General features: G+C 63.7%; 19 protein-coding genes. 7 read left to right on the forward strand and 12 right to left on the reverse strand.

The window, feature by feature from the left end; all coding sequences use genetic code 11:
- Window positions 1–78: 78 nt before the first annotated feature.
- From AC07VH_RS15695 to AC07VH_RS15710, 4 genes are all read left to right on the forward strand, one after another.
- Window positions 79–408 (forward strand): DUF3579 domain-containing protein, encoded by a 330-nt coding sequence (locus tag AC07VH_RS15695; RefSeq protein ID WP_475414307.1) that lies wholly within the window; start codon window positions 79–81, stop codon window positions 406–408.
- Window positions 409–489: 81 nt separating this feature from the next.
- Window positions 490–939 (forward strand): CBS domain-containing protein, encoded by a 450-nt coding sequence (locus AC07VH_RS15700; protein WP_070221849.1) that lies wholly within the window; start codon window positions 490–492, stop codon window positions 937–939.
- Window positions 940–1,027: 88 nt separating this feature from the next.
- The gene (locus AC07VH_RS15705) at window positions 1,028–1,846 is read left to right on the forward strand and encodes a GyrI-like domain-containing protein (RefSeq protein WP_494788349.1); all 819 of its coding nucleotides are present in this window, start codon (window positions 1,028–1,030) and stop codon (window positions 1,844–1,846) included.
- A gap of 2 nt (window positions 1,847–1,848) precedes the next feature.
- Window positions 1,849–3,300, forward strand: coding sequence for a nitrilase-related carbon-nitrogen hydrolase (locus AC07VH_RS15710; protein WP_494788348.1), 1,452 nt, complete (start codon window positions 1,849–1,851; stop codon window positions 3,298–3,300).
- Window positions 3,301–3,493: 193 nt separating this feature from the next.
- On the opposite strand, the gene AC07VH_RS15715 is transcribed toward AC07VH_RS15710, so the two are convergent.
- Window positions 3,494–4,234 (reverse strand): GntR family transcriptional regulator, encoded by a 741-nt coding sequence (locus AC07VH_RS15715; RefSeq protein WP_034759852.1) that lies wholly within the window; start codon window positions 4,232–4,234, stop codon window positions 3,494–3,496.
- 388 nt (window positions 4,235–4,622) lie between these two features.
- On the opposite strand from AC07VH_RS15715, the gene AC07VH_RS15720 reads away from it, so the two are divergent.
- The 3 genes from AC07VH_RS15720 to AC07VH_RS15730 all read left to right on the forward strand — a co-directional run bounded on the left by AC07VH_RS15720 (window position 4,623) and on the right by AC07VH_RS15730 (window position 11,366).
- On the forward strand, window positions 4,623–7,307 hold the full coding sequence (locus tag AC07VH_RS15720) for a TonB-dependent receptor (RefSeq protein ID WP_475414310.1): 2,685 nt from the start codon (window positions 4,623–4,625) through the stop codon (window positions 7,305–7,307).
- A gap of 176 nt (window positions 7,308–7,483) precedes the next feature.
- Entirely contained in the window at window positions 7,484–10,183 is a 2,700-nt protein-coding gene (locus AC07VH_RS15725; protein ID WP_494788347.1) for a TonB-dependent receptor, read from the forward strand.
- 61 nt (window positions 10,184–10,244) lie between these two features.
- Window positions 10,245–11,366, forward strand: coding sequence for an acyltransferase family protein (locus tag AC07VH_RS15730; RefSeq protein WP_494788346.1), 1,122 nt, complete (start codon window positions 10,245–10,247; stop codon window positions 11,364–11,366).
- A gap of 2 nt (window positions 11,367–11,368) precedes the next feature.
- Here AC07VH_RS15730 and AC07VH_RS15735 read toward each other — a convergent pair whose 3' ends face one another.
- The 11 genes from AC07VH_RS15735 to AC07VH_RS15785 form a co-directional block, all read right to left on the reverse strand.
- Complete coding sequence (locus AC07VH_RS15735; protein WP_494788345.1) at window positions 11,369–12,571, reverse strand: DUF5009 domain-containing protein; 1,203 nt, start codon at window positions 12,569–12,571, stop codon at window positions 11,369–11,371.
- An 80-nt stretch (window positions 12,572–12,651) separates the two neighbouring features.
- Entirely contained in the window at window positions 12,652–13,959 is a 1,308-nt protein-coding gene (locus tag AC07VH_RS15740; protein WP_494788344.1) for a tetratricopeptide repeat protein, read from the reverse strand.
- A gap of 159 nt (window positions 13,960–14,118) precedes the next feature.
- Window positions 14,119–15,264: an ABC transporter ATP-binding protein gene (locus AC07VH_RS15745; RefSeq protein ID WP_494788343.1), complete on the reverse strand. Its 1,146-nt coding sequence runs from the start codon at window positions 15,262–15,264 to the stop codon at window positions 14,119–14,121.
- 14 nt (window positions 15,265–15,278) lie between these two features.
- A complete protein-coding gene (locus AC07VH_RS15750) occupies window positions 15,279–16,601 on the reverse strand; it encodes an MFS transporter (RefSeq protein WP_494788342.1) in 1,323 nt (440 codons plus the stop codon).
- Between the two features lie 26 nt (window positions 16,602–16,627).
- Entirely contained in the window at window positions 16,628–17,464 is an 837-nt protein-coding gene (locus tag AC07VH_RS15755; protein ID WP_475414317.1) for a carbohydrate ABC transporter permease, read from the reverse strand.
- 13 nt (window positions 17,465–17,477) lie between these two features.
- Complete coding sequence (locus AC07VH_RS15760; protein WP_475414318.1) at window positions 17,478–18,347, reverse strand: carbohydrate ABC transporter permease; 870 nt, start codon at window positions 18,345–18,347, stop codon at window positions 17,478–17,480.
- A 7-nt stretch (window positions 18,348–18,354) separates the two neighbouring features.
- A complete protein-coding gene (locus AC07VH_RS15765) occupies window positions 18,355–19,614 on the reverse strand; it encodes an ABC transporter substrate-binding protein (RefSeq protein WP_475414319.1) in 1,260 nt (419 codons plus the stop codon).
- Between the two features lie 132 nt (window positions 19,615–19,746).
- On the reverse strand, window positions 19,747–20,760 hold the full coding sequence (locus AC07VH_RS15770; protein ID WP_494788341.1) for an SIS domain-containing protein: 1,014 nt from the start codon (window positions 20,758–20,760) through the stop codon (window positions 19,747–19,749).
- On the reverse strand, window positions 20,750–21,862 hold the full coding sequence (gene nagA / locus AC07VH_RS15775) for an N-acetylglucosamine-6-phosphate deacetylase (RefSeq protein ID WP_494788340.1): 1,113 nt from the start codon (window positions 21,860–21,862) through the stop codon (window positions 20,750–20,752). The genes AC07VH_RS15770 and nagA overlap by 11 nt, the downstream gene beginning before the upstream one ends.
- Complete coding sequence (locus tag AC07VH_RS15780; protein WP_494788339.1) at window positions 21,859–22,593, reverse strand: GntR family transcriptional regulator; 735 nt, start codon at window positions 22,591–22,593, stop codon at window positions 21,859–21,861. Before AC07VH_RS15780 ends, nagA begins: the two co-directional genes overlap by 4 nt.
- Before the next feature lie 2 nt (window positions 22,594–22,595).
- A complete protein-coding gene (locus AC07VH_RS15785; RefSeq protein ID WP_489628605.1) occupies window positions 22,596–23,468 on the reverse strand; it encodes a glucosamine kinase nucleotide-binding domain-containing protein in 873 nt (290 codons plus the stop codon).
- Window positions 23,469–23,646 lie beyond the last annotated feature (178 nt).

The following is a 23,646-nucleotide window of genomic DNA, read 5'->3' on the forward strand; positions in this document are numbered from 1 at the left end:
TACCGCAGCAAACGTAGTTGACTACCAGCCCGGCTTACCCGCCGGGGCCATTCACGCAATCCAGTCCCGACAAGCCACATGGCCGAGTTATCTCAAAACGAACTCTCAGACGAGTTCTTCATCCTTGGTCTCACCAGCAATGGCAAGCAATTCCGACCCAGCGATTGGGCCGAGCGCCTTTGCGGAGTGATGTCCTGTTTCAATCCCGACGGCGGCGGGCGCAATGCGCACCTCCAGTATTCGCCCTACGTGCGCCCGACCGTGGTCAACGGCGTCAAGTCGGTGGTGGTCAACACCAAGCTGCGCGAGATCGAGCCGATGGCGTTTCACTTCGTGCGCGAATTTGCCAAGGATAACGACTTGCAGATCGTCGAAGCCTGCTTCCTGCCGCCCCCCGAAGAAAAGTAAGTCCGTTTCAATTGATTTGCCTCAAACCCGCCCCGGCGGGCTGGCGTAGCGTGGACACTCTGCCTCAAACGGAGTGGCGACATGCGCATCGGCGACATCTGTACCCTGCATACCATCCATTGCCAGCGTGACACCAGCGTGCAGGACGCCGCGCTGCTGATGCGCCAGCACCACGTGGGCGACCTGATCGTTGCCGAACAGCCGAACGGCGAACGCGTCCCCATCGGCATCCTCACCGACCGCGACATCGTCATTTCCGTCATCGCCCTCGGTCTCGACCCCGCCAGCCTGCTGGTGGGCGACATCATGAGCGCGCAGCTGCTCACCGCCAGCGAAGACGAAGACGTCTACGACATCATCGAACGCATGCGCGTCAACGGCATCCGCCGCCTGCCCGTGGTCAACAGCCTGGGCGCGCTCTCCGGCGTCGTCAGCATCGACGACCTGCTGGCCTTCCTGGCCCAGGAAATGGCCGAGCTGGCGCGCATCAGCAGCGGCCAGCTCGTTCACGAAAAGCGCACCAGAAAATAGGAAGCGCTTGCCGGTTATTGCGCAATTCCGGTCAAGCCACGGCTTGCTGAAAATGCTACAGTCGCTGCTCGTTCAACGGGAAGCGCTCATGCACTATCTGGCCAAGGCACTCTGGTATATCGAATCGCATTTTGCGGACGATCTCTCGCTCGGCGATATCGCCCAGGTGGGCGGCGCTTCGCCCTGCCACCTGACGCGCGCGTTCGGCCTGGCCACGGGCCACTCCGTGATGCGCTATGTGCGGGCGCGCCGGCTCAGTGTCGCGGCGCACGCGCTGGCGCAGGGCGCACAAGACATCCTTGCCGTCGCCCTGCAGGCCGGCTACAGCTCCCATGAAGCCTTTACGCGGGCCTTCCGCGACCAGTTCCACATCACGCCGGAAAAGGTGCGGGCCCAGCGCCACGTCGCCAGCCTGGCGCTGGTGGAGGCCATCAAGATGGATGTGGCGCCGGGCGAGCCTTTGGCGCCGCCCCATTTCGAGCAAGGCCCCGCCTTGCTGCTGGCGGGCCTCGTCGAACGCTATTGCGCGGAAACGTCTGCCGGCATTCCCGCCCTGTGGCAGCGCTTCCTGCCCCACGTGGCGCCTGGCCAGCTCGTGTATGGCGTGTGCTGCAACAATGACGACGCGGGCAATTTCGACTACCTGTGCGGCATGCCGCTCAGCGATTTTTCCCAGGCGCCCGATGGCTGGACGCGGCTGCGCATCGCGCCGCGCCGCTACGCCGTGTTTCATCACCGCGGGCATATTTCCACCATCCGCGCCACCTGGCATACCGTATGGAACGAGTGGCTACCCCAGTCCGGGCTGGAAGCGGCCGATGCGCCCGACTTTGAACGCTACGACCGGCAATTCGATCCCGTCAGCGGCATCGGCGGAGTGGAAATCTGGCTCCCCTTGAAAGCATAAGCATGCTCCACACCTTGTCTGCGCCGGTTGCCGGCAGTAGCGCGCTGCGCCAGCGCCTGTCGCAAATCGCCGCCGCGCTGGCGGCGGGCCTGCCCCTGTACTGGGTGCTGGGCCCGCAGCCGCTGGGCCCGCTGGCCTGGTGCGCGCCGCTGCCCGTGCTGTGGCTGGCCCTGCGCGCGTCGCGCCGCGACGCGGCCTGGATGACGTTTCTGGCTGCCGTGCTGGGCCTGTCATCCAACTTCAGTTATTTTCGCCTGCTCATGCCCTTGCCGGCCGTGCTGGCCGTGATCGTCGTCAAGGCACTGTTGTGGCTGCTGGTGGTGCTGGCCGCGCGGCGCCTCGTGCTGCGCTACCGGGCGTCGTGGACGGTGCTGGCGTATCCCGTGCTGTGGGTGGCCGTCGATACCGTGATGGCGGCTTTGCTGCCCGATGGTAACTGGGGCAGCCTTGCATATTCGCAAGCCGATAACCTTGCCGTGCTGCAGGTGGCGGCCCTGGCCGGCGTGCCTGGCCTGCTGTTCTTGCTGTGCCTGGCGCCGTCCGCGCTGGCCTTGCTGCTGGCCGGCGGGCGCGCGTATGCGCCAGCGGCGGGCGCGGCCGTGCTGCTGCTGGCGGCCGCCTTTGCCGCTGGCGCCTGGCGCGTGCCAGGCGCACCAAGCCCAGGCGGGCCGCTGGCGGGGCTGGCGGCCATCGACGACTTCATCGGCCCGGCCACGCCGCCGGCGCGCGCGCAAGCCGTCTGGGACCAGTACGCGCGCCACATCGAACAGCTGGCCGGGCAGGGCGCCCGGCTGGTGCTGTTGCCGGAAAAGATAGCCGTGCTGGCGCCCGCGCAGGCGGATGCCGTGCGGCAGCGTTTCCAGGCGCTGGCGCGCGGCACGGGCATGTGGATCGTTCTCGGCATCGGCGTGCAGGACGTTGCCGGCCGGCGCAACCTGGCCTGGCTGTTTTCCCCCGATGGCGTCGCGCCCGTCAGCTATCAGAAACATCACCTGGCGCCGCCCGAGCGCGAGTTTCTTGCGGGCAACGCGTATGCAGTGCAGCCGGTGGCGGGTCTGGCCATGGGCCTGGCCATCTGCAAGGACATGCATTTCGCGCCCCTGGGACAGGCGTATGGCGCGGCCGGGGCGCAGGTGATGCTGGTGCCGGCCTGGGATTTCCAGTTGGACGGCTGGATGGGGGCGCGCATGACGGTGGTGCGCGGCGTGGAAAACGGCTATGCCGTGCTGCGCGCGGCGCGCGAGGGGGTACTGACGGTCAGCGACGCGTATGGCCGCGTGCTGGCGGAGCGGGCCAGCAGCGCCATGCCGGGCAGCACCTTGCTGGCGCCGTTGCCGGCACACCCGCCCGTCGCCACTTGGGCAGGATGGCTGGGACCGCTGTTCGGCTGGCTGTGCGTGGCGCTGGGCGTGATGTTGCTGTGCGCGGGACGCCGCGCCGCGCCCGCTGCCTGACGGGGAATGTCAGGCTTTGCTGCAATGCGCAAAATCGCATTGCGCGGCGCTTTTTATATTTGCCATAGGCTGGCTACATAATCGCCGCCGATGAATTCACCATTGCCGTGCATATATAGTCGGCGCTGCCGGAATATATATTGCACTGCAATAAGTGGTGTTATCTGGTATTTGTGAAATGGGGCGATTGGTATTAATTGGTACTTAATTCAGCCACGAAGTCATACATATCGCCGCGGAAGTAGGAGCGGCAAAATTCCACGGCGCGGCCGTCGCGCAAAAAACCCAGCCTTTCCACCGACAAGCCCGCGTCGCCTTCCTCCGCCTGCAGCAGGCTGGCCTGCTCCCCTGTCAGCAACAAGGCGCTGAGGCGCTGCAAGGCGCGCACGGGCCGGTTGCCCGCCTGTTCCAGCGCGTCGTACATCGAGACGTCGACGGCGTCGAGCGCCGGCAGGCAACTGGCGACGATGGTCGCGTATTCCAGGCACATCGGTACCTCGTCCGCATAGCGGATGCGGTGGAAGCGGTACACGGGCGCGCCCGGCGACAGCCGCAGGCGCAAGGCTTCTTCCGGCGTCACCGTGCCTTCTGCGCGCTTGAGCCACACGCTGCGCGGCGTGCGGCCGCGCGCCCGCATGTCCTCCGAAAACGAGGTCAGCTTGGCGAAGTTTTTCTCGATGCGCGTATTAATGAAATTGCCCGAGCCGGGGCGCCGCACGAGCAAGCCTTCGTTGACGAGGCCATCGATGGCCTTGCGCACGGTGATGCGCGAGACGGCCAGGTCGCTGGCCAGCTGGCGCTCGGCCGGCAGGGCTTCGTCGGGGCCGAGGATGCGCTTGTCGATCGCTTCGCGCAGCGCGCGCTGCAGTTGCTGGTACAGGGGCAGGCTGCTCGTCTGCCCCAGGCCTTGCATGATGTGAGCCAGGGTTGTCATACGCTGAGGGTCTCCGTTACGGCGCGTTGCAGACGCGCTCTGTATCTGTTTTGTGTCGCTGGATAATACCAAAAAAGACCGTTGTAAAACCAATTTGAATTATCAGGCCGGCAATTTATGCCTGCCCTCGCTGATATTTAGGCCGGCTGTACGGGCTACGGATTGATTCAGGTGAAGTGGTCTGTGTGATTCAAGCAACGTTATAAAAAAAAAGTTGCAACTGGTAGTATTCTGGTATTGGATAGTAGTATATTGGCGTTGAATTGGTTTTGTAAGTGGTTGTGCCGAAGGGTCTGCAGCATGCCGGCGAGAGTGGGCGGGCTGGAAAGAAGACCTACGTTAAAAATGAAAAGGCTCCAATCCTGGAGCCTAAATCAAGGGGGAGTACATGAAACGCAATTTGACACCTGCAGCTGCCGTCGTGAAATCCGGTTCGCGTAGCCGTACGCCGATCGCTGCGGCCGTTGCCGTGATGGTCGCCGGTCTGTCCTTTTCGGCGCAGGCGCAGGAAGCGCCCGCCGAAGACGTGGCCACCGTGGTGACGGTGACCGGCGTGCGTGCCTCGCTGGAAAAATCGCTGAAGCAAAAACGTAATGCGGATTCCGTGGTGGAAGTGGTGACCGCCGAAGATATCGGCAAGATGCCGGACCGTAACGTGGCTGACGCGATCCAGCGCCTGCCAGGTGTGAATACCCAATCGTCGGCCGGTGGCGAAGGCGGATTCGGCGAAAACGACCGCGTCAGCCTGCGCGGCACCAGCCCCAGCTTCCAGCAAACCCTGTTCAACGGCCATGCCATCAGCACGGGCGACTGGTTTGTCTTGAATCAATTTGGCGGCAACGTGGGCCGCAGCAGCAGCTTCTCCTTGCTGCCATCGGAGTTGGTGAGCTCCGTTGTCGTGCACAAGAGCGCCACGGCTGACCTGCCTGAAGGCGGCGTCTCGGGCGTGATCGACGTGATCACCCGTCGTCCGCTGGAATTCAAGAATCAGATCACGGCCGAAGGCTCGATCCAGGCTTTCCATAATGACCTGGCCGGCAAGACGGACCCGCAGTTCTCCGGCCTGGTGAACTGGAAGAATGACACGAATACCCTGGGCATCATGGTGCAGGGTTTCTCGCAAAAATCGACGGTGCGCCGCGATGGCCAGGAAATCCTCGGCTATACGCCGATCTCCGCTACCAGCAATGCGGCCTTGGCCCATCCTGAACTGGCCGGCGTAAAAGTGCCGACCTTTATCGGCGCCAGCCTGTTCGAGCAAAAGAAAACCCGCGAAGGCGGTGCATTCGACATCGAATTCAAGCCCAGCAAGGACCTGACCCTGGACGTGAACGGCTTCTATTCGCAACTGAAGGCACCGCATCAAAACACCAACTGGCTGGCTGCACCGGCCAACTCGGTGAACAGTACCAACGATAAAGGTGTCTCGACCGGTCAGGTGCCGACCAACTACACGGTCAAGAATGGCACGCTGACAGGCGCTACCTTCGCAAAAAACTCTGGCGAAGTGGACAATATCTACCGTCCTGATGCTGGCGGCGAATCGTACTACCTCGATTTCAACTTCAAATACCGCGCCACCAAGGACCTGACCCTGACCGGCAAGCTGGGCAAGACCCATGGCGTCGGCTATGACCGCGACGATGTGTACTACCAGAACAACGTCGATGGCGGCATGGTGTATCAATTGAACGGCATGAGTCCGGCCAGTGTTTCCTATCCGGGCGGCACCACCACCAAGCCAGGCTCGACGGCATGGGCCGGCGGCGGCGAATCGCGTTCCGTCGACCAGGAAAAATATGCGCAGATCGATGCGGAGCTGCGCCTGTCGTCGGGTATATGGGATTCCGTCAAGTTCGGTGGCCGTTTGACCGATCACAAGCGCGATGCGGAGCATCCGTTCGAAACCCGTCCGGGCGACCTGGGCTTCTCCAATCCGGGCCCCGTGTGGAATGGCACGATGTACCCGAGCGACTTCGCCAACAACCTGGGCGGCAACCTGTCGAGCAACTACTTCAAGTACGACGGTTCGGCACTGGGTGCGTGGGGCGCGGCACCGGGCAACCGTCTGTTCGACTACGTGCGTCGCCATAACTGGACCGACGAATTCAAGCTGAAGGAAAAAACCTCGGCAATCTATGCCATGGCCAACCTGACGGGCGACAACTGGAGCGGCAACTTCGGCCTGCGCGCCGTTCACACCAAGCAGTCGACCCTGGTGAACCAGGCCGGCGGCCCGATCACCGGTTCCGACTGGGGTGCCTACTCGCAGCATCTGTATGAGCGCAGCTACAACGATTTCTTGCCTAGCGCCAACATCAAGTTCGATGTGCGCAACGACCTGGTGGTGCGCGCCGCCGTGGCCCGCACCATCGCCCGTCCCGACTACAGCGCGCTTGGTGGTTCGGTATCGCTGAACGACGATGCATTGAGCGGCAGCGGCGGCAACGTCAACCTCAATCCGGTGAAGTCGGATAACGCCGAAGTCAGCGCCGAATGGTATTTCGCACCGAAGTCGGCCTTCTCGGTGGGCCTGTTCTACATGGACCTGAAATCGGTCGTGTCGAACGGTACCGTCAACGCTACCTACTTCAACAGCAAGCGCAATGCCAACGCCGTGTACCAGATCACGTCGCCATTCAATACCAGCGGCAAGAACAAGGGCGCTGAGTTCAGCTATCAGCAACCGCTGTTCGGCGACTTCGGCATTTTGGCCAACTACACCTATGCCGATGGCAAGCTGGACAATGGTGATGAACTGGTCAATGCATCGCGCAGCACGTACAACCTGACGGCCTTCTACGAAGCCAATGCCCTCAGCGCACGCCTGGCCTACAACTACCGTTCGGCTTACAAAGCGGGCGTGGACCGTGGCGCCAGCCAGCACGTTGCCGGCGCCGGCGGCCTGGCCGGTTCGCTCAACTACAAGATCAACGAACATTTCACGATCACGTTCGATGCGCTTAACTTGACGAACACGACCATCAAGATGTACGCGGAAAACAAGGATCAGCCACGCGCTTTCTATAGCAACGGCCGTACTTTCTACCTGGGCCTGCGCGCCAAGCTGTAAACAAGACGATCTGGCCTGATGCGCACGCGTCTGGCCGGGTCTTCCTCGGTCTTTTCAAGGCAAGTTCCTGTTTCGGGAGCTTGCCTTTTTTTTCGGCGCCATGGCAGGGCGCCTGCCGTCTGTACTCATATAAAACCGTCCCGCCATCTGCGGGCATACCTATAATCGAGGAGTCTATGAACAGTCGTTTGCATCCCGTATTACATCCCATCGCCGCCGCCGCAGCCTTGCTGTCCATGAGCATGGCTGCCCAGGCGCAGCAAGCCCCCATGCAGGAAGTGGTCGTCACTGGCATCCGCGCCTCGCTGGAGCAATCGCTGAGCCAGAAGCGCAACAGCGATTCCGTGATCGACGTCGTCAGCGCGGAAGACATCGGCAAGTTGCCCGACAAGAACGTGGCCGATGCCGTGCAGCGCGTGCCTGGCGTCAACATTTCCTCGTCGGCCGGCGGCGAGGGTGGCTTCTCGGAAAATGACCGGGTCAGCATCCGCGGCACCAGCCCCAGCCTGACGCAAACCCTGATCAACGGCCACGCCGTGGGCACGGGCGACTGGTTTGTCACGGACCAGGTGGGCACTGTGGGGCGCAGCGTCAGCTTTGCCTTGCTGCCGTCCGAAATCGTCAGCCGCGTCACCGTGCAAAAGAGCGCGCAGGCGGACCTGGTGGAAGGCGGCGTGGCCGGCTCCATCAATATCGAGACGCGCAAGCCCCTCAGTTTCAAGCAGCCGTTCACGGCCGAGCTGGCCGTGCAAGCCATCTACGCGGACTTGCCGGGCAAGACCGATCCGCAAATGAATGCCCTGTTCAACTGGAAGAACGAAGCGAAGACCATGGGCGTGCTGTTCCAGGTGTTTTCCGAGAAGCGCCACGAACGCCGCGACGGGCAGGAATTCTTCGGTTATGGCGCCATCGACGCCAATAGCCCGGCCGCGCAAAAGCATCCGGAACTGGCCGGCGTGCTGGCACCGCTGGGCATCAACTCGGCCCTGTTCGAACAGGTGCGCAAGCGACAGGGCGGCAGCATCGACCTGCAATTCAAGCCGACGTCTGATTTGATGCTGGACGTCAACGGCTTCTATTCCAAGCTGGACGCAGCCAATTACAACCGCAGCTTTTATAACCAGCCCGGCGCCAACCTGAATGCCGTCGACAATGACGGCAAGCATGTGGGCGTGATTCCCAGCGCGTTTACGGTCAAGAACAATACCCTGGTGGCGGCCGACTTTCCCGCGTCGCAGTTTCCTGCCGCCAATTCCACCACGCCCTATAACGGCCAGCTGTATCCGGCCCTGGTCGATCAGATCTACCGCCCCGGCTCGAACTCGTCGACTGCGTATGTGGACTTCAACGGCAGCTACCGCGCCAGCGAGCGCCTGCGCATCACTGGCAGCCTCGGCTACACGCGTGGCATCGGCGAGACGCCCGTCGACCTCGGCTATGAGGCGGGCTTGACGGGCGTGGGCGTGTCGTACCAGCTGAACGGCCTGTCGCCGGCCAGGCTGAATTTCCCCGGTCTCGACGTTTCCAGATTCTCCAATGCGGTGACGGCATCGGCCTGGGGTTCCCATGTGGAAACCCTGGACACCGAGAAATATGGCCAGGCCGATGGCGAACTGAGCATGGATTACGGCGTGCTGGAATCGCTGAAGTTCGGCGCGCGCTACGCGGAACACCACCGCAATGTGGCGTGGCCGGAAAACCGCAGCTGCGCCGTGTGCGACGGCACGACGAATGCGCCCTTGCCGAAGTGGAATGGCGGCACCTACCCGGGCGACTACGGCAAGGGCCTGGGCGGCAATGCGCAGGGACGCTACTGGCAGCTCGATCCGGCCGACCTGGTGGCGTGGGCCAACAAGTACGACAATACGGGCGGCCCGAATTCGCGCAATTGGCCGGCCGAGCTGGACGTGAAGGAAAAGGATAGCGCGGCCTATATCATGGCCAATCTGGCGGGCAACAAGTGGCGCGGCAACGTGGGCGTGCGCGTGGTGCGCACGCAGCAGACGACGGTGACGAACGTGCCGGGCGGCGAGAACCCTATCGGTCAGGAAAACATTTTCGGCCCCTACACGCCCACCGTCGTCAAGCACAGCTACACGGATATGCTGCCGAGCGCAAACATCAAGTTTGACTTGAGCAAAGACCTGGTGGCCCGCGCGGCGGTGGCGAAAACCATGGCGCGCGCCGACTACAGCGCCCTGGTGGGCGCCGTCAACCTGAACGACCAGTTGCTGACGGGAACGGGCGGCAATCCGGACCTGAAACCGATACGCTCGACCAACTACGACGCCACCCTGGAATGGTATTTCGCGCCGAAAGCCATGCTCTCCGTGGGCGCCTTTTATATGGACATGAAATCGTACGTGACGTTTGGTACGGCGCCCGTGAGCTACTACAATAATACCTTCAAGAAATTCAACACCTATGTGATCCAGTCGCCGACGAATATCGGCGCCAAGAACAAGGGTGTGGAACTCAGTTACCAGCAGGGCTTGTGGGGCGGTTTCGGCGTGGTGGGCAATTACACCTATACGAATGGCAAGGCCGACGATGGCGCCGCCGTGGTCGGCAGCTCGCGCGGCACCTACAACCTGGAAGGCTATTACGAGGACGAGCGGCTGAGCGCGCGCCTGGCCTATACCTACCGCTCCAGCTTCCTGGCCGGCCTGTTCAGCAGCTCGCCCCAGTATGTGCATGGCGTGGGCAACCTGGCCGCATCGCTCAACTACAAGATCGACGAGCGCTATTCGCTGACCTTCGATGTGCTGAACCTGAACAATCCGGTGCTCAAGTATTACGGTGCCAACCAGGACCAGCCGACGGCCCTGTATTCGAACGGCCGTCAATTCTATTTTGGCCTGCGTGCCAAGTTGTAGTTTTTTACCGGCTTTCCGTCACAAGCGGGGAGCTGGTTTTTATCTTTTGGAATTGTTTGACATGACTATTGCACCTCAACGCTACCTCGCCCTCGACGTCCTGCGGGGCCTGACCGTCGCCCTGATGATCGTCGTTAATACCCCTGGCGACTGGGGCAGCGTGTATGCGCCTTTCCTGCATGCCGAATGGCATGGATTTACCCTCACGGACCTGGTCTTTCCCAGCTTTTTGTTTGTCGTCGGCAATGCCTTGGCCTTTGCGCTGGGCAAGTATGAACACCTGGGGCACGGCGCCGTGCTGGCCAGGCTGTGCAAGCGCAGCGCGCTGATCTTCTTGCTGGGATTCTTACTGTACTGGTTTCCCTTCTTCAAGATCGACGACGCGGGCCAGTTCGCCTGGTCGCCCCTGTCGCACACGCGCATTCCCGGCGTGCTGCAGCGCATCGCCGTGTGCTACCTGGCCGCCGCCCTGATCCTCCATTACTGGAAGACGCGCGGCGCACTGGTCTTCAGCGCCTGCGCCTTGCTCGGCTACTGGGCCATCCTGGCCTGTTTTGGCGACTACAGCCTGCACGGCAATGCGCCGGCCAAGCTGGACCTGATCTTGCTGGGCGACAGCCATTTGTACCACGGCGAGGGCATCGCCTTCGACCCGGAAGGCGTGCTCGGCACCTTGCCGGCCATCGTCAACGTCATCGCCGGCTACCTGGCGGGCAGTTTCGTGCGCCAGGCGGCGCCGGCACGGCTGCGCTCCAGCTTGTATCAACTGGCCGTGGCCGGCGTCATCTGCGTAGCCGTGGCCTTGTGCTGGAATGAAGTGTTTCCGATCAATAAGAAGCTGTGGAGCAGCTCCTATGTGATGCTCGGTATCGGTCTGGACTTGCTGCTGCTGACGCTGCTGATGTTCGTCATCGACGTGCGCAAGAGCACGGGCTGGACGTATTTTTTTGAAGTCTTCGGCAAGAACACCCTGTTCATCTACCTGGTGTCGGAAGTGCTGGTGATCATCGCGTTTACCGTGCGCATCGGCGGCGGCAACCTGTACCAGTGGCTGTACCAGCACTGGTTTACGGGCTGGGCGCCGGCGCGCGTGGGCTCGCTGCTGTTTGCCGTCAGCTTCATGCTGCTGTGCTGGCTGATCGCCTATGCGATGGACAAGCGCAAGATTTATATCAAAGTCTAGCGCTAGAACTTCAGCTTCAGCCCGCAACGGGTGGCCACGGCGGTCAACAGCAGCATCAGGGCGGTGACGGCGGCGGCAACCCACAGGCCGGCCGCGCCGCCCGTTTCCCAATACTGCCACCAGAAGCGCGGCAGGTGCAGCACGGCCGCCAGCTGCTGCCACAGGTCGGGCACGATGTAGGCGAACAGGGCATTGGTGCCGGCCGGCAAGAGCACCACGGCCCAGGCGCGCCAGCGCCACACGTCGATGACGATATAAAACACGAGGAACAGGGCCAGGATGAGGGCGCTGCACACGAGTGTGTAGGATTCCGTCGCCGCGATCTTGTTGATGTGGTGATACGGCCGCAGCAGCAGGCCGGCAGCGAACAGTCCCAGCGCGAACCATGCCATGAAGCGGATGCGCTGCCCATGGCTCAGGGCGGCGCCGCGCAGGAACAGCTGGCCCACCAGGGTGCCGGCCAGTACATTGGCGGCCGTCGAGCCGAGCACCTGCGGCACGTTGACGAAGGCATTGATGCCTGCAGGCAGGAAATCCAGGCTGCCCGCCGTGCCGCCCATGTACAGCACGAGCAGCAGGGCAAATATGCCCATCAGGGCCGTGCCGCTGCCCCGGCACGCCAGGTAAAGCAGGCTGCACAGCAGGTAGGACCAGCCTATCATGCCGAGGATGCCCCACCACGACGGCTGCAGCCAGGTGCTGGAAAACTCGCTGTTCAGTTCTCCACGGAACGTCGCCAGCAGGAACAGCATCAGCGCTCCACCCACGGCCAGCTCCAGCTTGCCCGCGCCCTGGCGCCACAGCAGCATCATGGCCACATAAAACAGCAGGAAGTAGACGGCGTGCGGCAGCGGCGCCGCCTGCGCATCGTAGCGGTAGGCATTGGCCAGCACCACGCCGGCCAGCATCAGGCTGCCGGAGCGCCACAGCAGGCGCCCCAGCAGGGCGGGCGTGACGTGGCCGCAATGGCGCTGCAAGGCCAGCGGTATGGCCATGCCGACCATGAACAGGAAGCCGGGAAAGACCAGGTCGGGCAGGGTGATGCCGTCGGCGCGCGGACCCGCATGCTCGAGCCACCAGGCGATGCCGGGCATGCCGGCCAGATAGTTGACCCAGATCATGACGACGATCACGCAGCCGCGGAAGGCGTCCAGGCTGGTCAATCGTTCGGCGGCGGTGGCAGTGGCGACAGTGGCTGGCGGCATGGAAGGAGGGCAAAGGTCGAAAAAAAAGCAGCCCCGGCGTGAGCCGGGAACTGCCTTGCGCATGCTGGCGGGAACAGGAATTACTGTGCCGCTGCCGCCGGTGCCGCCGCTGCCGTGGCAGGACGGTTCAGCCACAGGATCCAGTAGCGTGCCAGGTCGGCCACGCCATCGCCGCCCTTGACCGTTTCCAGGACCTTGATGGCGTCATCTTTCTTGCCGGCCATGGCGTAGGAATAACCGAGGCGCAGTTTGGCGTCTTCAGGACGCTTCAGGCCGCCCTTGGCGATACCTTTCTGGATCAGGTCGATACCTTTGTCGAACTGGTCCATCGTCACGAAGGCGTAGCCGAGGTTGATCAAGCCCGTGCCATCCTTGCTCTTCATGGCCGACGCTTCGCCGCTGGCGATGTTCTTCGCATCGTCGGCGGCAGCCTTGTTGGCCTGGTCGCGCAGTTTCTTGTGCTTGGCGGCATTTGCGCCCGTGCCCAGCACGCCTTTGGCAAAGCCGGCGTCCAGCACTTTTTTCGCTTCCGTCGGGAAGGCATTCTGCAAGGCAATTTCAGCCATGTCGCTGTAATCTTGCGGCGGCATGGTGCCCACGGCCTTGAATTGCAGGCGCAGCACGTCCAGCGCGAAGCGGTCGGAATAGCCGGCCTTGCCTTGCGTGCGGCTCAGCAGATCGCTCCAGTAGTCATCCGACGGGTAGTAGCGCACCAGGTTTTCCATGGCGACCAGGTAGGTAGCCGGGTCCTTGCTTTTCGAACCCGTATTGGCCAGCAATTGCAGTTCTTCGATGGTCGGCGTCTTGCCCGCTTGCTGCTTGGCCGTCAGGTCGGCCATCAGTTCCTGTTTCGCGCGCGCGAAATCATTGCTGAAGTAGTAGGCGCGGATGATGTACGGGCGCATGGTGGCCACGTCGCCTGTTTCCGTCTGGTAGCGGGTGAACCACTTGATGGCGTTTGGATAATCCTTGGCGTTGTAGTGGTAGTTGGCCAGCGCCTGGATGAAGTCGCCCTGGGCTTTCTTGTCCAGCTTGCCCGATTCGATGACCGCTTCCAGCGCCGTCATGGCCATCGGTGCATTGTTCGTGGTCGAGGCCAGTGCCACGCGCAGGCGGTTCAGCACGAACGTTTCATACGGCGTCAGGGCGGGAATGGCGGCAGCCTGGTCGATGCGGCTTTGTACGTCGGCGTAGTTTTTCGCATCCATCGATGCCTTCACGGCAACCGGATCGAGCAGCTTGAACACTTCAGGACGCACCGAGTCGGCCGGCGCGGCAGCGGCAGCGGCGGCCGGTTTGGCATCCTGCGCGTGCGACAGGGCTGGCAGGACGTTCAGGCCGATGGCGGCCAGGAGCAGGCTAAGACGGGCAAGGCGGAATTGGGACATGGGTTATCCTTCAATCAATAACAAAAATACGCTCCGGTACTGGTTGCCGCAACAGTGTGCGGCGGCATTTGCCGGGGGCAGGGAATCTTAAAAAAACACGTATTCTGCCATCCTGACCGCACAAGTCAAAGGGCGGCAGCATGGTAAACAACGGCATTGTCACATAAACGGCTGGGCTGGAGCGCCAAACGTGCGCGCCAGGGCTTGCCCTTTGGCATTGAACAGCAGGCAGCGCTGCGGCGGCAGATGCAGGCGCATGGCGTCGCCCGACTGGCGCAAGCCATCCTCGGCCGGCAGCTTGACGGCCAGCATCTCGCTCACGCCCGGCATGCTGGCGTAGACGATGGCCACGTCGCCCAGGTATTCGACATGGCTGACGGCCGCGTCGACGACGTTGTTTCCCGCATGGCCGCCCGCCGTCTCCCTGTCCTGCAGACTGACGTGCTCGGCCCGCACGCCCAGGGTCAGCCGCTCGCCCGGCGCCACGCTCTCGCCGTGCGCTTCGACGTCGATCACGGCGCCGCCGGGCAGGCGCACGGCCACCGTGCCGGGACCGCAGGCGACGGCGTCGCAAGCGATGAAGTTCATCTTCGGCGCGCCGAGGAAGCCGGCCACGAACAGGTTGCCGGGATTGTTGTACAGCTCATGCGGACTGCCCACCTGTTCGATGCGCCCGCCATTGAAGACGACGATGCGCTCGCCCAGGGTCATCGCCTCGACCTGGTCGTGCGTGACGTAGATCATGGTGGTCTTGAGCTCCTGGTGCAGGCGCGAGATTTCCACGCGCATCTGCACGCGCAGCGAGGCATCGAGGTTCGACAGCGGTTCGTCGAACAGGAAGACCTGCGGTTTGCGCACGATGGCGCGGCCGATGGCCACGCGCTGGCGCTGGCCGCCCGACAGATCCTTCGGCTTGCGCTTCAACAGTGGCGTGATCTGCAGGATCTCGGCCGCGCGCTCGACGGCGGCGCGCACCTCGGCCTTTTTATGCCCGGCCAGGGAGAGGGCGAAGGCCATGTTCTCGTACACCGTCATGTGCGGATACAGGGCGTAGCTCTGGAAGACCATGGCCAGGCCCCGCTCGGCCGGCGCGATGTCGTTGGCCAGCTGGCCGCCGATATGCAGCTCGCCGTCGGTGATGTCTTCCAGCCCGGCGATCATGCGCAGCAGGGTCGATTTGCCGCAGCCGGACGGCCCCACGAAGACGACGAATTCGCCGTCGCGGATATCGAGGTCGATGCCGTGGATGACGGGGTGCTTGTCGTCGTACAGCTTGACGATATTCTTTAAAGCGATGTGTGCCATGGGTTGTGCGATTCCTAGCTGGCGCTGGCCGGCGCGGACGTGGCGCCGGCGTCAGACGGGTCGGAGGTATCCTTCGGGCCGATGCGCATGAAGCGCGACAGGATCAATACGGGCACGGCCGACACCAGCACCCACAGGAAAAAGGTCTTGTAGCCGAGCGCCGTCTGGATGTCGCCGCTGATCATCTTGAACAGCACGAAGCCCAGCTGCATCACGCCGGTGGCGAACGCATAGTGGGCCGTCTGGTACTTGCCGACAGAAACCACCTGCATCATGAACAGGATCAGGCCGACGAAGCCGAAGCCATAGCCGAACATCTCCACGCTGAGCGCGGCCGTGATCAGGGTCAGGTCGGTCGGCATGCTGTGGCTCAGGTAGTAGAACACCAGGTTCGGCAAGTTCATGGCCAGGATCAGGAAGAACATGGCGCGCTTCAGGCCCAGCCACGACGTGAAGTAACCGCCGCCTATGCTGCCCAGCAAAAAGGCCACGGTGCCGGCCGTGCCGTACACGGCGCCCACTTCCGTCGTCGACAGGCCCAGGCCGCCCAGTTCGCGCGCTTCGCGCAGGAACAGCGGGCCGATGGTCTGCACTTGCGCCTCGCCCGCGCGGAACAGGATGATGAAGGCGATCATGCCCCAGATGCCGGGCTTTTTCAGGAAGTCCACCAGCACGTCCCACAGCGTGCGGCTGATGCCCGCCACGCTCTTGTCGGCCACGGCCGCGTTGCGCACCTGCGGCAGCGCCCACAGGTGGTAGGCGGCCAGCGACAGCATCATGGCGCCGATGATCAGGAAGATCACCGACCAGGCGGGCTGGATGCCGATCTTTTTCTCCAGGTAGCCGGCCAGGATCACCAGGCCGCCCAGCGAGATGAATTTGCCGGCATTGAAGAAGGCGCCTTGCCAGCCCGCGTAGGCGGCCTGCTGCTTGTCCGACAGGCTGGCGATGTACAGGCCGTCGCAGACGATGTCGTGCGTGGACGAGGCCAGCGCGGCGACGAACAGCACGGCGATGCAGGCGGCGAACCAGAGCGGCGTTTGCAGGGCCAGCGCGATCAGGCCCAGGCTCAGGCCACCGGCGAACTGGAACAGCACCACCATGGTCTTCTTGCTCGACGCCAGCTCGAGGAAGGGACTCCACAGCGACTTGAACACCCAGGCAAAGCCGATCAGGCCCGTCCAGCGGGCGATCTGGTCGTTCGGCACGCCCATGCTCTTGAACATCAGGCCGGCCACCAGGGCCACCGCGTAGAACGGCAAGCCCTGGGCGAAGTACAAGGTGGGCACCCAGGTGATCGGGCTGCGTTTGCTGATGCTGATGCGCTTGTCGTGCATGGAGGCTTCCTTATCGAGAGACGTTTTCATTTGACGGCGCCGTCCATGCCGCGCATGAAGAAGCGTTGGGTAAACAGGAAGGCGAGCAGGGTCGGCACGATGGTGATCAAGGTGCCGGCCGCGATCACGCGCGTGCTGCTGCCGAAGGTGCCGCGCAAATACAGCACGCCCACCGACAGCGGGAACTCATCGGGCTTGCTCATGACGATGGACGGCCAGATGTACTCGTTCCACGATTCGACGGCCGTCAGGATGCCGACGGTGGCCAGCCATGGCGTGATCAGCGGCAGCATGATACGGCTGAAGATGACCCACTCGGACGCGCCATCGACGCGCGCCGCGTCGATCAGGTCTTGCGGCACTTCCTCGAACGCCTGCTTGAGCAGCAAGATGGCCACGGCCGTCACCACGTTGGGCAGGATCACGCCCGTGTAGGTGTCGACCAGGCTCATTTGCGTGATGGTGATGAAGTTGACGAGGAAGTTCACTTCCGACGGCAGCACCAGGGTTGCCAGGATCAGGCCGAACACCAGTCTGCGGCCACGGAATTTCAGGCGCGCCAGCGGATACGCGGCCAGTGAACACAGCAGCAGCTTCCAGAACACGGTCAACACGGCGATCAGCACGGAGTTCTTGAAAAAAGACCAGATGGGAATCGCGTTGAATACTTCGACGAAGTTCTCAAAAGACGGCGCCTTGGGCCAGAAGGTGGGCGGGAAGGCGAAGATATTGCCTTGCGTGGAAATGGCCGTCACCAGGGTCCACCAGAACGGGAAGACGCAGACGACGGCGATCGCGCACAGCACGGCATAGTGGCCCAGCATGTGCAGACGGGTTTTCAGGGGACGGGAACGTTTTTGCATGGTCTTGTCCCGGTCAGCGGTGCTTGGGTTTGAGGTAGCGCAGGCACAGCAGGGCGATGGCTATGCAAAACAGCGAGACGACGAAGCTGGCCGCTAGCGCGCGCGGCAGTTTCAAGTGCTTGAGGCCCTGGTCATACGCGTAATACAGCGCCGTGAAGGTGGAATTCATCGGGCCGCCCTGGGTCAGCACGTCGACTTCCTGGTAAGCCTTCAAGGCCGCCAGCACGGACAGGATGGAGCACAGCATGATGGTCGGGCGCAGCATCGGCACGGTGATCTTCCAGAAGCGCTGCCAGCGGCTGGCGCCATCGAGCATGGCCGCTTCCTGCATGTCCGACGGGATCGATTGCAGGGCCGCCAGGTACATCACCATGTACCAGCCCAGGCCCCGCCACAAGGTGACGAACATCACGGCGAACAGGGCCAGGCTGTCGTTCGTCAGCCAGCCCACGGGCGCGTTCACCAGTTTTAACGTCATCATCACGTAATTGAGCGCGCCCTGTTCGTGGAACATGAAGCCCCACATGATGCCGACCACGGACACGGTGGTCACCACGGGCACGTAGAAGGCGGCGCGGAACAAACGGATGCCGGGCAGGCGGTTGTTCACCAGCACGGCGAGAGTGATGGCGCCCACCTGCACGAAGGGCACCATCAGCAAAAACATCAGCGAATTCTTCAGGCCCGAGACGAACATCTCGTTGTTGAAGATGTAGCGGAAGTTGTCGAGGCCGACGAAGCGCGTCTCGCGTATCAGGCTGTAGTCGGTGAAGGCCAGCACGGAGCCGTAGCCGACGGGCCAGAAGGAAAAGGCGGCCAGCAGCAGCAGGGCCGGGGCGAGGAACAGCCAGGCTTGCAGGGTGTGGCGGTGGGCGAGTTTCATGGTGTCCTTAGTGGCGCGGCAGGGTGGCCAGCTTGCGGTTCCAGATGGCGACGGCCTGGTCCAGCGCCTGCTTCACGTCCTGCTTGCCCGTCACGCCCGCCTCGACGGCTTTTACCAGCGAGCGGCGCAGTTCGTCGTAGTCGTCGATGCCGGCCACGTACAGGGTGCGCGAGTGGCCCATCGACAGGGCGCCGGCGGCCACCGCTTTTTCGGCCGCGCCCGCGTTTTGCGGCGTGGACAGGAAAAACGGATCGGCCGCCGCCTTGACGGTGGTGGGGAAGACGCTGGCCTGGCGCGCGAACGCCAGCTGGTTTTCGTCGTTCGTCAGGAAGCGCGCGAACTTGCCCACCGAGGGTAGCTGGCGCGCCGGCACGCCTTTCGGGATGGCGAAGTGCACCAGCCAGCCGCCATCGGCGATGCCGGTGGGGCCCAGCGGCGCGGGCGCCACGTCGGTGATGGCGTAGATGTCTTTCGCGTCGCCGCGGATGCGCTGCATGGCCGTGGGGGGCGCCAGCAGCATGCCCAGGCGGCCGCCCTTGTAGGCGTCGATGACGGCCGGGAAGTTATCTTCGGCGAACAGGCTTTCCTTCAGCAGGCCGCCGACCTTGTAGGTGTCGGCCAGTTTCTGCACCAGCGCCACGTGCTGCGGCGAATTGAAGACGGCGCGCTTGTCCGTGATGACGGCCAGGCCTTGCTGCATGAACAGGCCGTCGATCTTCGACAGCGCCGGGGCGATGCCGGCCTTGCCCGTGCGTTGCGCGATCTGGCGCGCGAACGCCAGCTGTTCATCGAGGCTGGCAGGGCCGCGCATGAGTCCCGCCTGTTTGAAGATATCGGTATTGAAGGCGATCACCGCGACATTGCTGTACATGGGAAAACCGTAGGTGCGGCCCTTGAAGCGCAGGTCGTCCAGGGCGCTGGGAATGTAGCTGGCGCGCGCAGGCGCGATCAGGTCATCGACTTGTGTGAGCAAGCCGTCGCGCGCAAATTCGTCGGCCCAGGGCACGTTCAGGCTGACCAGCGCGGGCGGCGTGCCGGCCACGATGCGCGTGACCAGCTTGGTCTGGATGACGTCCCACGGGAAGTCGATCCATTCGATCCTGACGCCGGGATTCTGCGCCTCATAGCGCGCCACCACCGCATTGAAATACGGCGTGAACTTGGGCTTCATGCTGAAGGTCCAGAATTCGATTTTCTCGGCAGCCCATGCCTGTGGCGCGAGCAGGCCCGCGCAGGCAACAACCGCCAACAGTCTCTTGATCGTCATTTTTATCCTGGAGCGTGGCGCTCCAATGTCCATGAGTCTGCGGCGCGGGTACATGCCCTTGCCGTCGCTTATATTCGGGTCCTGCGGACGGCAGCTTCGCCCCGTGCCTGGGGCGCAGCTGCCGAAGAGTGCCTAGTTTGTTTTTGTTACTTTGCTCAGGTGGCGCGGCGCATCCGGATCCATGCCGCGCGCGGCCGACAGTTTTGCCGCCATCACGTAGAAGGACTGGATGGCGACGATCGGATCGAGGTCCGGCGTGGCCGCCACGGGCAGGGTCAGGTCGCGCTCGGCCACGTCGGCGGGCGCCGCCAGCAAGACCTTGGCGCCGCGCCCGCGCATCTCCGTGGCCAATTGCAGCAGGCCGGCCTGGGTCGGGCCACGGGTGGCGAAAATCAGCAGCGGGTAGCCGTCTTCGATCAGGGCCATGGGGCCGTGCTTGATTTCGGCGCCGCTGAAGGCTTCCGCCTGCAGGGCCGAGGTTTCCTTGAATTTCAGGGCCGACTCCAGCGCCACGGGGAAGCTGATGCCGCGTCCGACGACCATGATGTTGCGGGCCGGGGCCAGCACGTCGATCGCCGGCGACCAGTCGACGCGGGTCGCTTCGAGCAGCGCTTCAGGCAGCGCTTCCAGGCCGGCCTGCAGCTCGGGATCGTTCTGCCACTGGGCCACCATGCGCGCGCCTGCGACCTGGCTGGTGATGAAGCTCTTGGTGGCGGCGACGCTTTGTTCCTTGCCGGCGCGCAGGGGCATGGCCCATTCGGCGGCGTGCGCCAGCGGCGAATCGATGTCGTTGACGAGGGCCACGGTGGTGGCGCCGCCGTCGCGGAAGTAGCGGATCGGTTCGACCACGTCCGGGCTCTGGCCCGATTGCGAGATCGAGATGGCCAAGGTGTCGCGCGTCACCAGCGGCGACTTGTTCAGGGTCACGAGCGACATCGGCAAGGATGCGACGACGCGGCCCAGGCGCGCCATAATCAGGTAGGCGACGTAGTTGCAGGCGTGGTCGGAGCTGCCGCGCGCGATGGTCAGCGCCGTGGAGAACGAGGTGCTCCTCAATTTGCGGCCCAGTTCCGCGTAGCGTTCCGTGTCGCTGGCCAGTTGCAGGGCGACGCATTCGGCGGCGGAAACGGCTTCTTTAAGCATCATTGAGGTCACAGATTTCTCCTTCTATATAGACAGCTTTGAGTTTGAGGTCGCGATCGAGTACCACCAGATCGGCGTAGGTGCCGGGGGCCAGCCGGCCGCGTTCTTCCAGGCCCAGGTAATCGGCGGCGTTGGTCGACACGCGCTTGGACGCGTCGGCCAGGTCCAGTCCCAGTCCCACCAGGTTGCGCAGCGCCTGGTCCAGGGTCAGGGTGCTGCCCGCCAGCGTGCCGTCGGGCAGGCGCACGCCGCCCATGCATTTCTGCACGGCGTGGCGGCCCAGCATGTATTCGCCGTCCGGCATGCCGGTGGCGGCCGTCGAATCGGTGACGCAGTACAGGCGCGGGATGGCGCGCAGGGCCACCTTGATGGCGCCCGGATGCACGTGCAGCAGGTCGGGAATCAGTTCGGCGTATTCGGCGTGCGCCAGGGCGGCGCCGACCATGCCCGGCTCGCGGTGGTGCAGGCCGCTCATGGCGTTGAACAGGTGCGTGAAACCCATGGCGCCGTGTTCCAGCGCGGCCACGCCGTCTTCATAGGAACCCAGCGTGTGGCCGATCTGCACGCGCACGCCGGCGTCGGCCAGGGCGCGCACCAGGTCCAGGTGGCCGGCGATTTCCGGCGCCACGGTGATGACGCGCAGCTTGGCCAGGGTTTGCAGGCGCTCGATTTCCGCCAGCGTGGCGGCGCGCGCGTAGTTCGGCTGCGCCCCGAGCTTGCCGGAATTGATGTACGGGCCTTCCAGGTGGGCGCCCAGCACGCGCGCCGTGTTCGGGCGGCGGTGCTTGGCGGCGATGCCGATGGCCGTCAAGGCCATGTCGATATCTTCCGGCGGCGCCGTCATGGTGGTGGCCAGCAGGCTGGTGGTGCCGTGGCGCGCGTGGATGGCCGCGATGGTGTAGACGGCTTCGCCGCCTTCCATGATGTCCTTGCCGGCGCCGCCATGCACGTGCAGGTCGATAAAGCCGGGCAGGATGTAGTCGTCGCTGTTGCCCGACGGGTGGAGGGAATCGCCCGTGATGCTGTCGACTTTTTCGCCGAAGGCGATGGCGCCGTGGATCCAGCCGCCGGGGGTAAGGATATTGCCTTTGATAGTGCTGCTCATCTGCGCGACTCCGCTACGAATTCATAATAATCACTGCGGCAATACGAGTGGGTCAGTTCCACCGCTGCGCCGTTGTCGAGATAACTGACACGGGTGATGTGCAGCATGGCTTCACCCGTCTTGATATTGGCCAGCTTGGCCTGTTCCGCCGTGGCGTTGACGGCGCGGATGTGCTGCAGCGCGCGCATCGGGATGGTGCCGCGCGACTCCAGGTAGCCGTACAGCGAATCGGTCACCTGCTGCGGGTCCGGCATGTACAGGGCGGGGATGGTGGTCGTCTCGATCGCCATCACCACTTCGTCGGCCGTGCGCAGGCGGCGCAAACGCGCCACCGGCATGTGCGGCGACAGTCCCAGCGACAGCAGTTCCAGCGGCGCGGCCGAGCCGATGTCGCGCTGCAGCCAGCGCGAGCCGGCCTTGAAGCCCCGCTGGCGCAATTCTTCCGAAAAGCTCGTCAGGCGCGACAGCGGCTGTTCCAGCTTGGGCGTGATGTAGGTGCCCGAGCCGCGCTTGCGCGTCAGCATGCCCCGGTCGCACAGCATGTCGATGGCCTTGCGCGCCGTCACGCGCGAGATTTCCAGGATCTCCGACAGCACGCGCTCGGAGGGCAAGGCCTGGTTGGCGCGCCAGTCGCCGCTGGCGATGCCGTCCGACAGCATGTTCGCCAGTTGCATGTAGAGCGGCGTGTCGCTGGCGGGATTCGGTTTGAAGGCGGACAGTTTGGCCAGCATGGTCATTGCTCCCGCAAGTGCTTGCGTATCAGGCGCAGGCCGCCTGCGGCCGAGTCGCCCTGTGCCGGCACGACCAGTTTCAGCAGTTCCGCCGGCAGGTAGGCGGACAAGGGCGCCGCCAGACCGCCGCACAGGGCCACGGGCAAGGTACCGGCCGGGTCGAGCGCCCTGGCGATGAGGGCGATCTGCTGGCCCGCGTCGGTCAGGATGGCGCGCGCCACGGCATTGCTGGCCGCGTGTTCGAGCACCAGGCGCGCCAGTTGCGCGAAATTGGTCTGGCTGGCGGCCGCCAGCCACACCTGCATGGCGTCGCGCTGGCCGCCGCAGGCGTCGATGACGGCCGTGGCGAAGGCGCTGCCGGGCACGCGGCCGTCGACCACTTGCTGCGCATGGTTGATGGCGCGCATGCCGATCCAGGCGCCGCCCGCCTCGTCGCCGGAGGGGAAGCCCCAGCCGCCGACTTCGTGGCGGCTGCCGTCCGCGTGCAGCACTTCGCCCACGCTGCCCGTGCCGATGGCAACGATGGCGCCCGGCTGGCCCGCGTGCGCGCCCAGCAAGGTGGTCAGGGCGTCCGATTCGAGCGCCACCAAGGCATAGCCGGGATTGTGTTCGACGAAGCTGGCGGCCCACTGCTTGTTGTGCACGCCGGCCAGGCCCAGGCCGATGGCCATGCGCTGCAATGAGGGTTGTTCCAGGCCGGCCGTGCGGAAGGCCAGGGTGACGGCGTGCGCCACGGAGGTCCAGGCCCGTTCGATGCCCAGTCCCAGGCCGGATGGGCCGCTTTGTCCCTGTGCCAGTTCCTGGCCATCGAGGCGCGCCAGGCGTACGCGGGTACCGCTGCCCCCGCCGTCGACGCCGATTATGTATTCGATCATGTTATGCAGTCCCGCTTATGGTTGGATGCGCCTGTCTCGGTTTTTTATTTGTCGGGCGGCGAAAAAGCTGAAGGCACTATATTGTTGCTCCGATGGCTAGTCAAGAGGTATTTAAGTGGTATTGTAAAATATTCTTGCGCTTGATGTGTCGCGCCCGGAAAATTCGCCGCAAGCTGTT

The sequence above is a fragment of the Janthinobacterium sp. GW821-FHT03C10 genome (assembly GCF_059420865.1).

What these genes read in the sequence shown, in the direction of transcription:
- AC07VH_RS15740 (WP_494788344.1), bottom strand. Translation starts at nt 13,959, where the DNA reads ATGTCCCAATTCCGCCTTGCCCGTCTTAGCCTGCTCCTGGCCGCCATC.
- AC07VH_RS15725 (WP_494788347.1), top strand. Translation starts at nt 7,484, where the DNA reads ATGAACAGTCGTTTGCATCCCGTATTACATCCCATCGCCGCCGCCGCA.
- AC07VH_RS15750 (WP_494788342.1), bottom strand. Translation starts at nt 16,601, where the DNA reads ATGCACGACAAGCGCATCAGCATCAGCAAACGCAGCCCGATCACCTGG.
- AC07VH_RS15785 (WP_489628605.1), bottom strand. Translation starts at nt 23,468, where the DNA reads ATGATCGAATACATAATCGGCGTCGACGGCGGGGGCAGCGGTACCCGC.
- nagA (WP_494788340.1), bottom strand. Translation starts at nt 21,862, where the DNA reads ATGAGCAGCACTATCAAAGGCAATATCCTTACCCCCGGCGGCTGGATC.
- AC07VH_RS15735 (WP_494788345.1), bottom strand. Translation starts at nt 12,571, where the DNA reads ATGCCGCCAGCCACTGTCGCCACTGCCACCGCCGCCGAACGATTGACC.
- AC07VH_RS15780 (WP_494788339.1), bottom strand. Translation starts at nt 22,593, where the DNA reads ATGCTGGCCAAACTGTCCGCCTTCAAACCGAATCCCGCCAGCGACACG.
- AC07VH_RS15765 (WP_475414319.1), bottom strand. Translation starts at nt 19,614, where the DNA reads ATGACGATCAAGAGACTGTTGGCGGTTGTTGCCTGCGCGGGCCTGCTC.
- AC07VH_RS15695 (WP_475414307.1), top strand. Translation starts at nt 79, where the DNA reads ATGGCCGAGTTATCTCAAAACGAACTCTCAGACGAGTTCTTCATCCTT.
- AC07VH_RS15745 (WP_494788343.1), bottom strand. Translation starts at nt 15,264, where the DNA reads ATGGCACACATCGCTTTAAAGAATATCGTCAAGCTGTACGACGACAAG.
- AC07VH_RS15700 (WP_070221849.1), top strand. Translation starts at nt 490, where the DNA reads ATGCGCATCGGCGACATCTGTACCCTGCATACCATCCATTGCCAGCGT.
- AC07VH_RS15705 (WP_494788349.1), top strand. Translation starts at nt 1,028, where the DNA reads ATGCACTATCTGGCCAAGGCACTCTGGTATATCGAATCGCATTTTGCG.
- AC07VH_RS15755 (WP_475414317.1), bottom strand. Translation starts at nt 17,464, where the DNA reads ATGCAAAAACGTTCCCGTCCCCTGAAAACCCGTCTGCACATGCTGGGC.
- AC07VH_RS15770 (WP_494788341.1), bottom strand. Translation starts at nt 20,760, where the DNA reads ATGATGCTTAAAGAAGCCGTTTCCGCCGCCGAATGCGTCGCCCTGCAA.
- AC07VH_RS15720 (WP_475414310.1), top strand. Translation starts at nt 4,623, where the DNA reads ATGAAACGCAATTTGACACCTGCAGCTGCCGTCGTGAAATCCGGTTCG.
- AC07VH_RS15730 (WP_494788346.1), top strand. Translation starts at nt 10,245, where the DNA reads ATGACTATTGCACCTCAACGCTACCTCGCCCTCGACGTCCTGCGGGGC.
- AC07VH_RS15715 (WP_034759852.1), bottom strand. Translation starts at nt 4,234, where the DNA reads ATGACAACCCTGGCTCACATCATGCAAGGCCTGGGGCAGACGAGCAGC.
- AC07VH_RS15760 (WP_475414318.1), bottom strand. Translation starts at nt 18,347, where the DNA reads ATGAAACTCGCCCACCGCCACACCCTGCAAGCCTGGCTGTTCCTCGCC.
- AC07VH_RS15710 (WP_494788348.1), top strand. Translation starts at nt 1,849, where the DNA reads ATGCTCCACACCTTGTCTGCGCCGGTTGCCGGCAGTAGCGCGCTGCGC.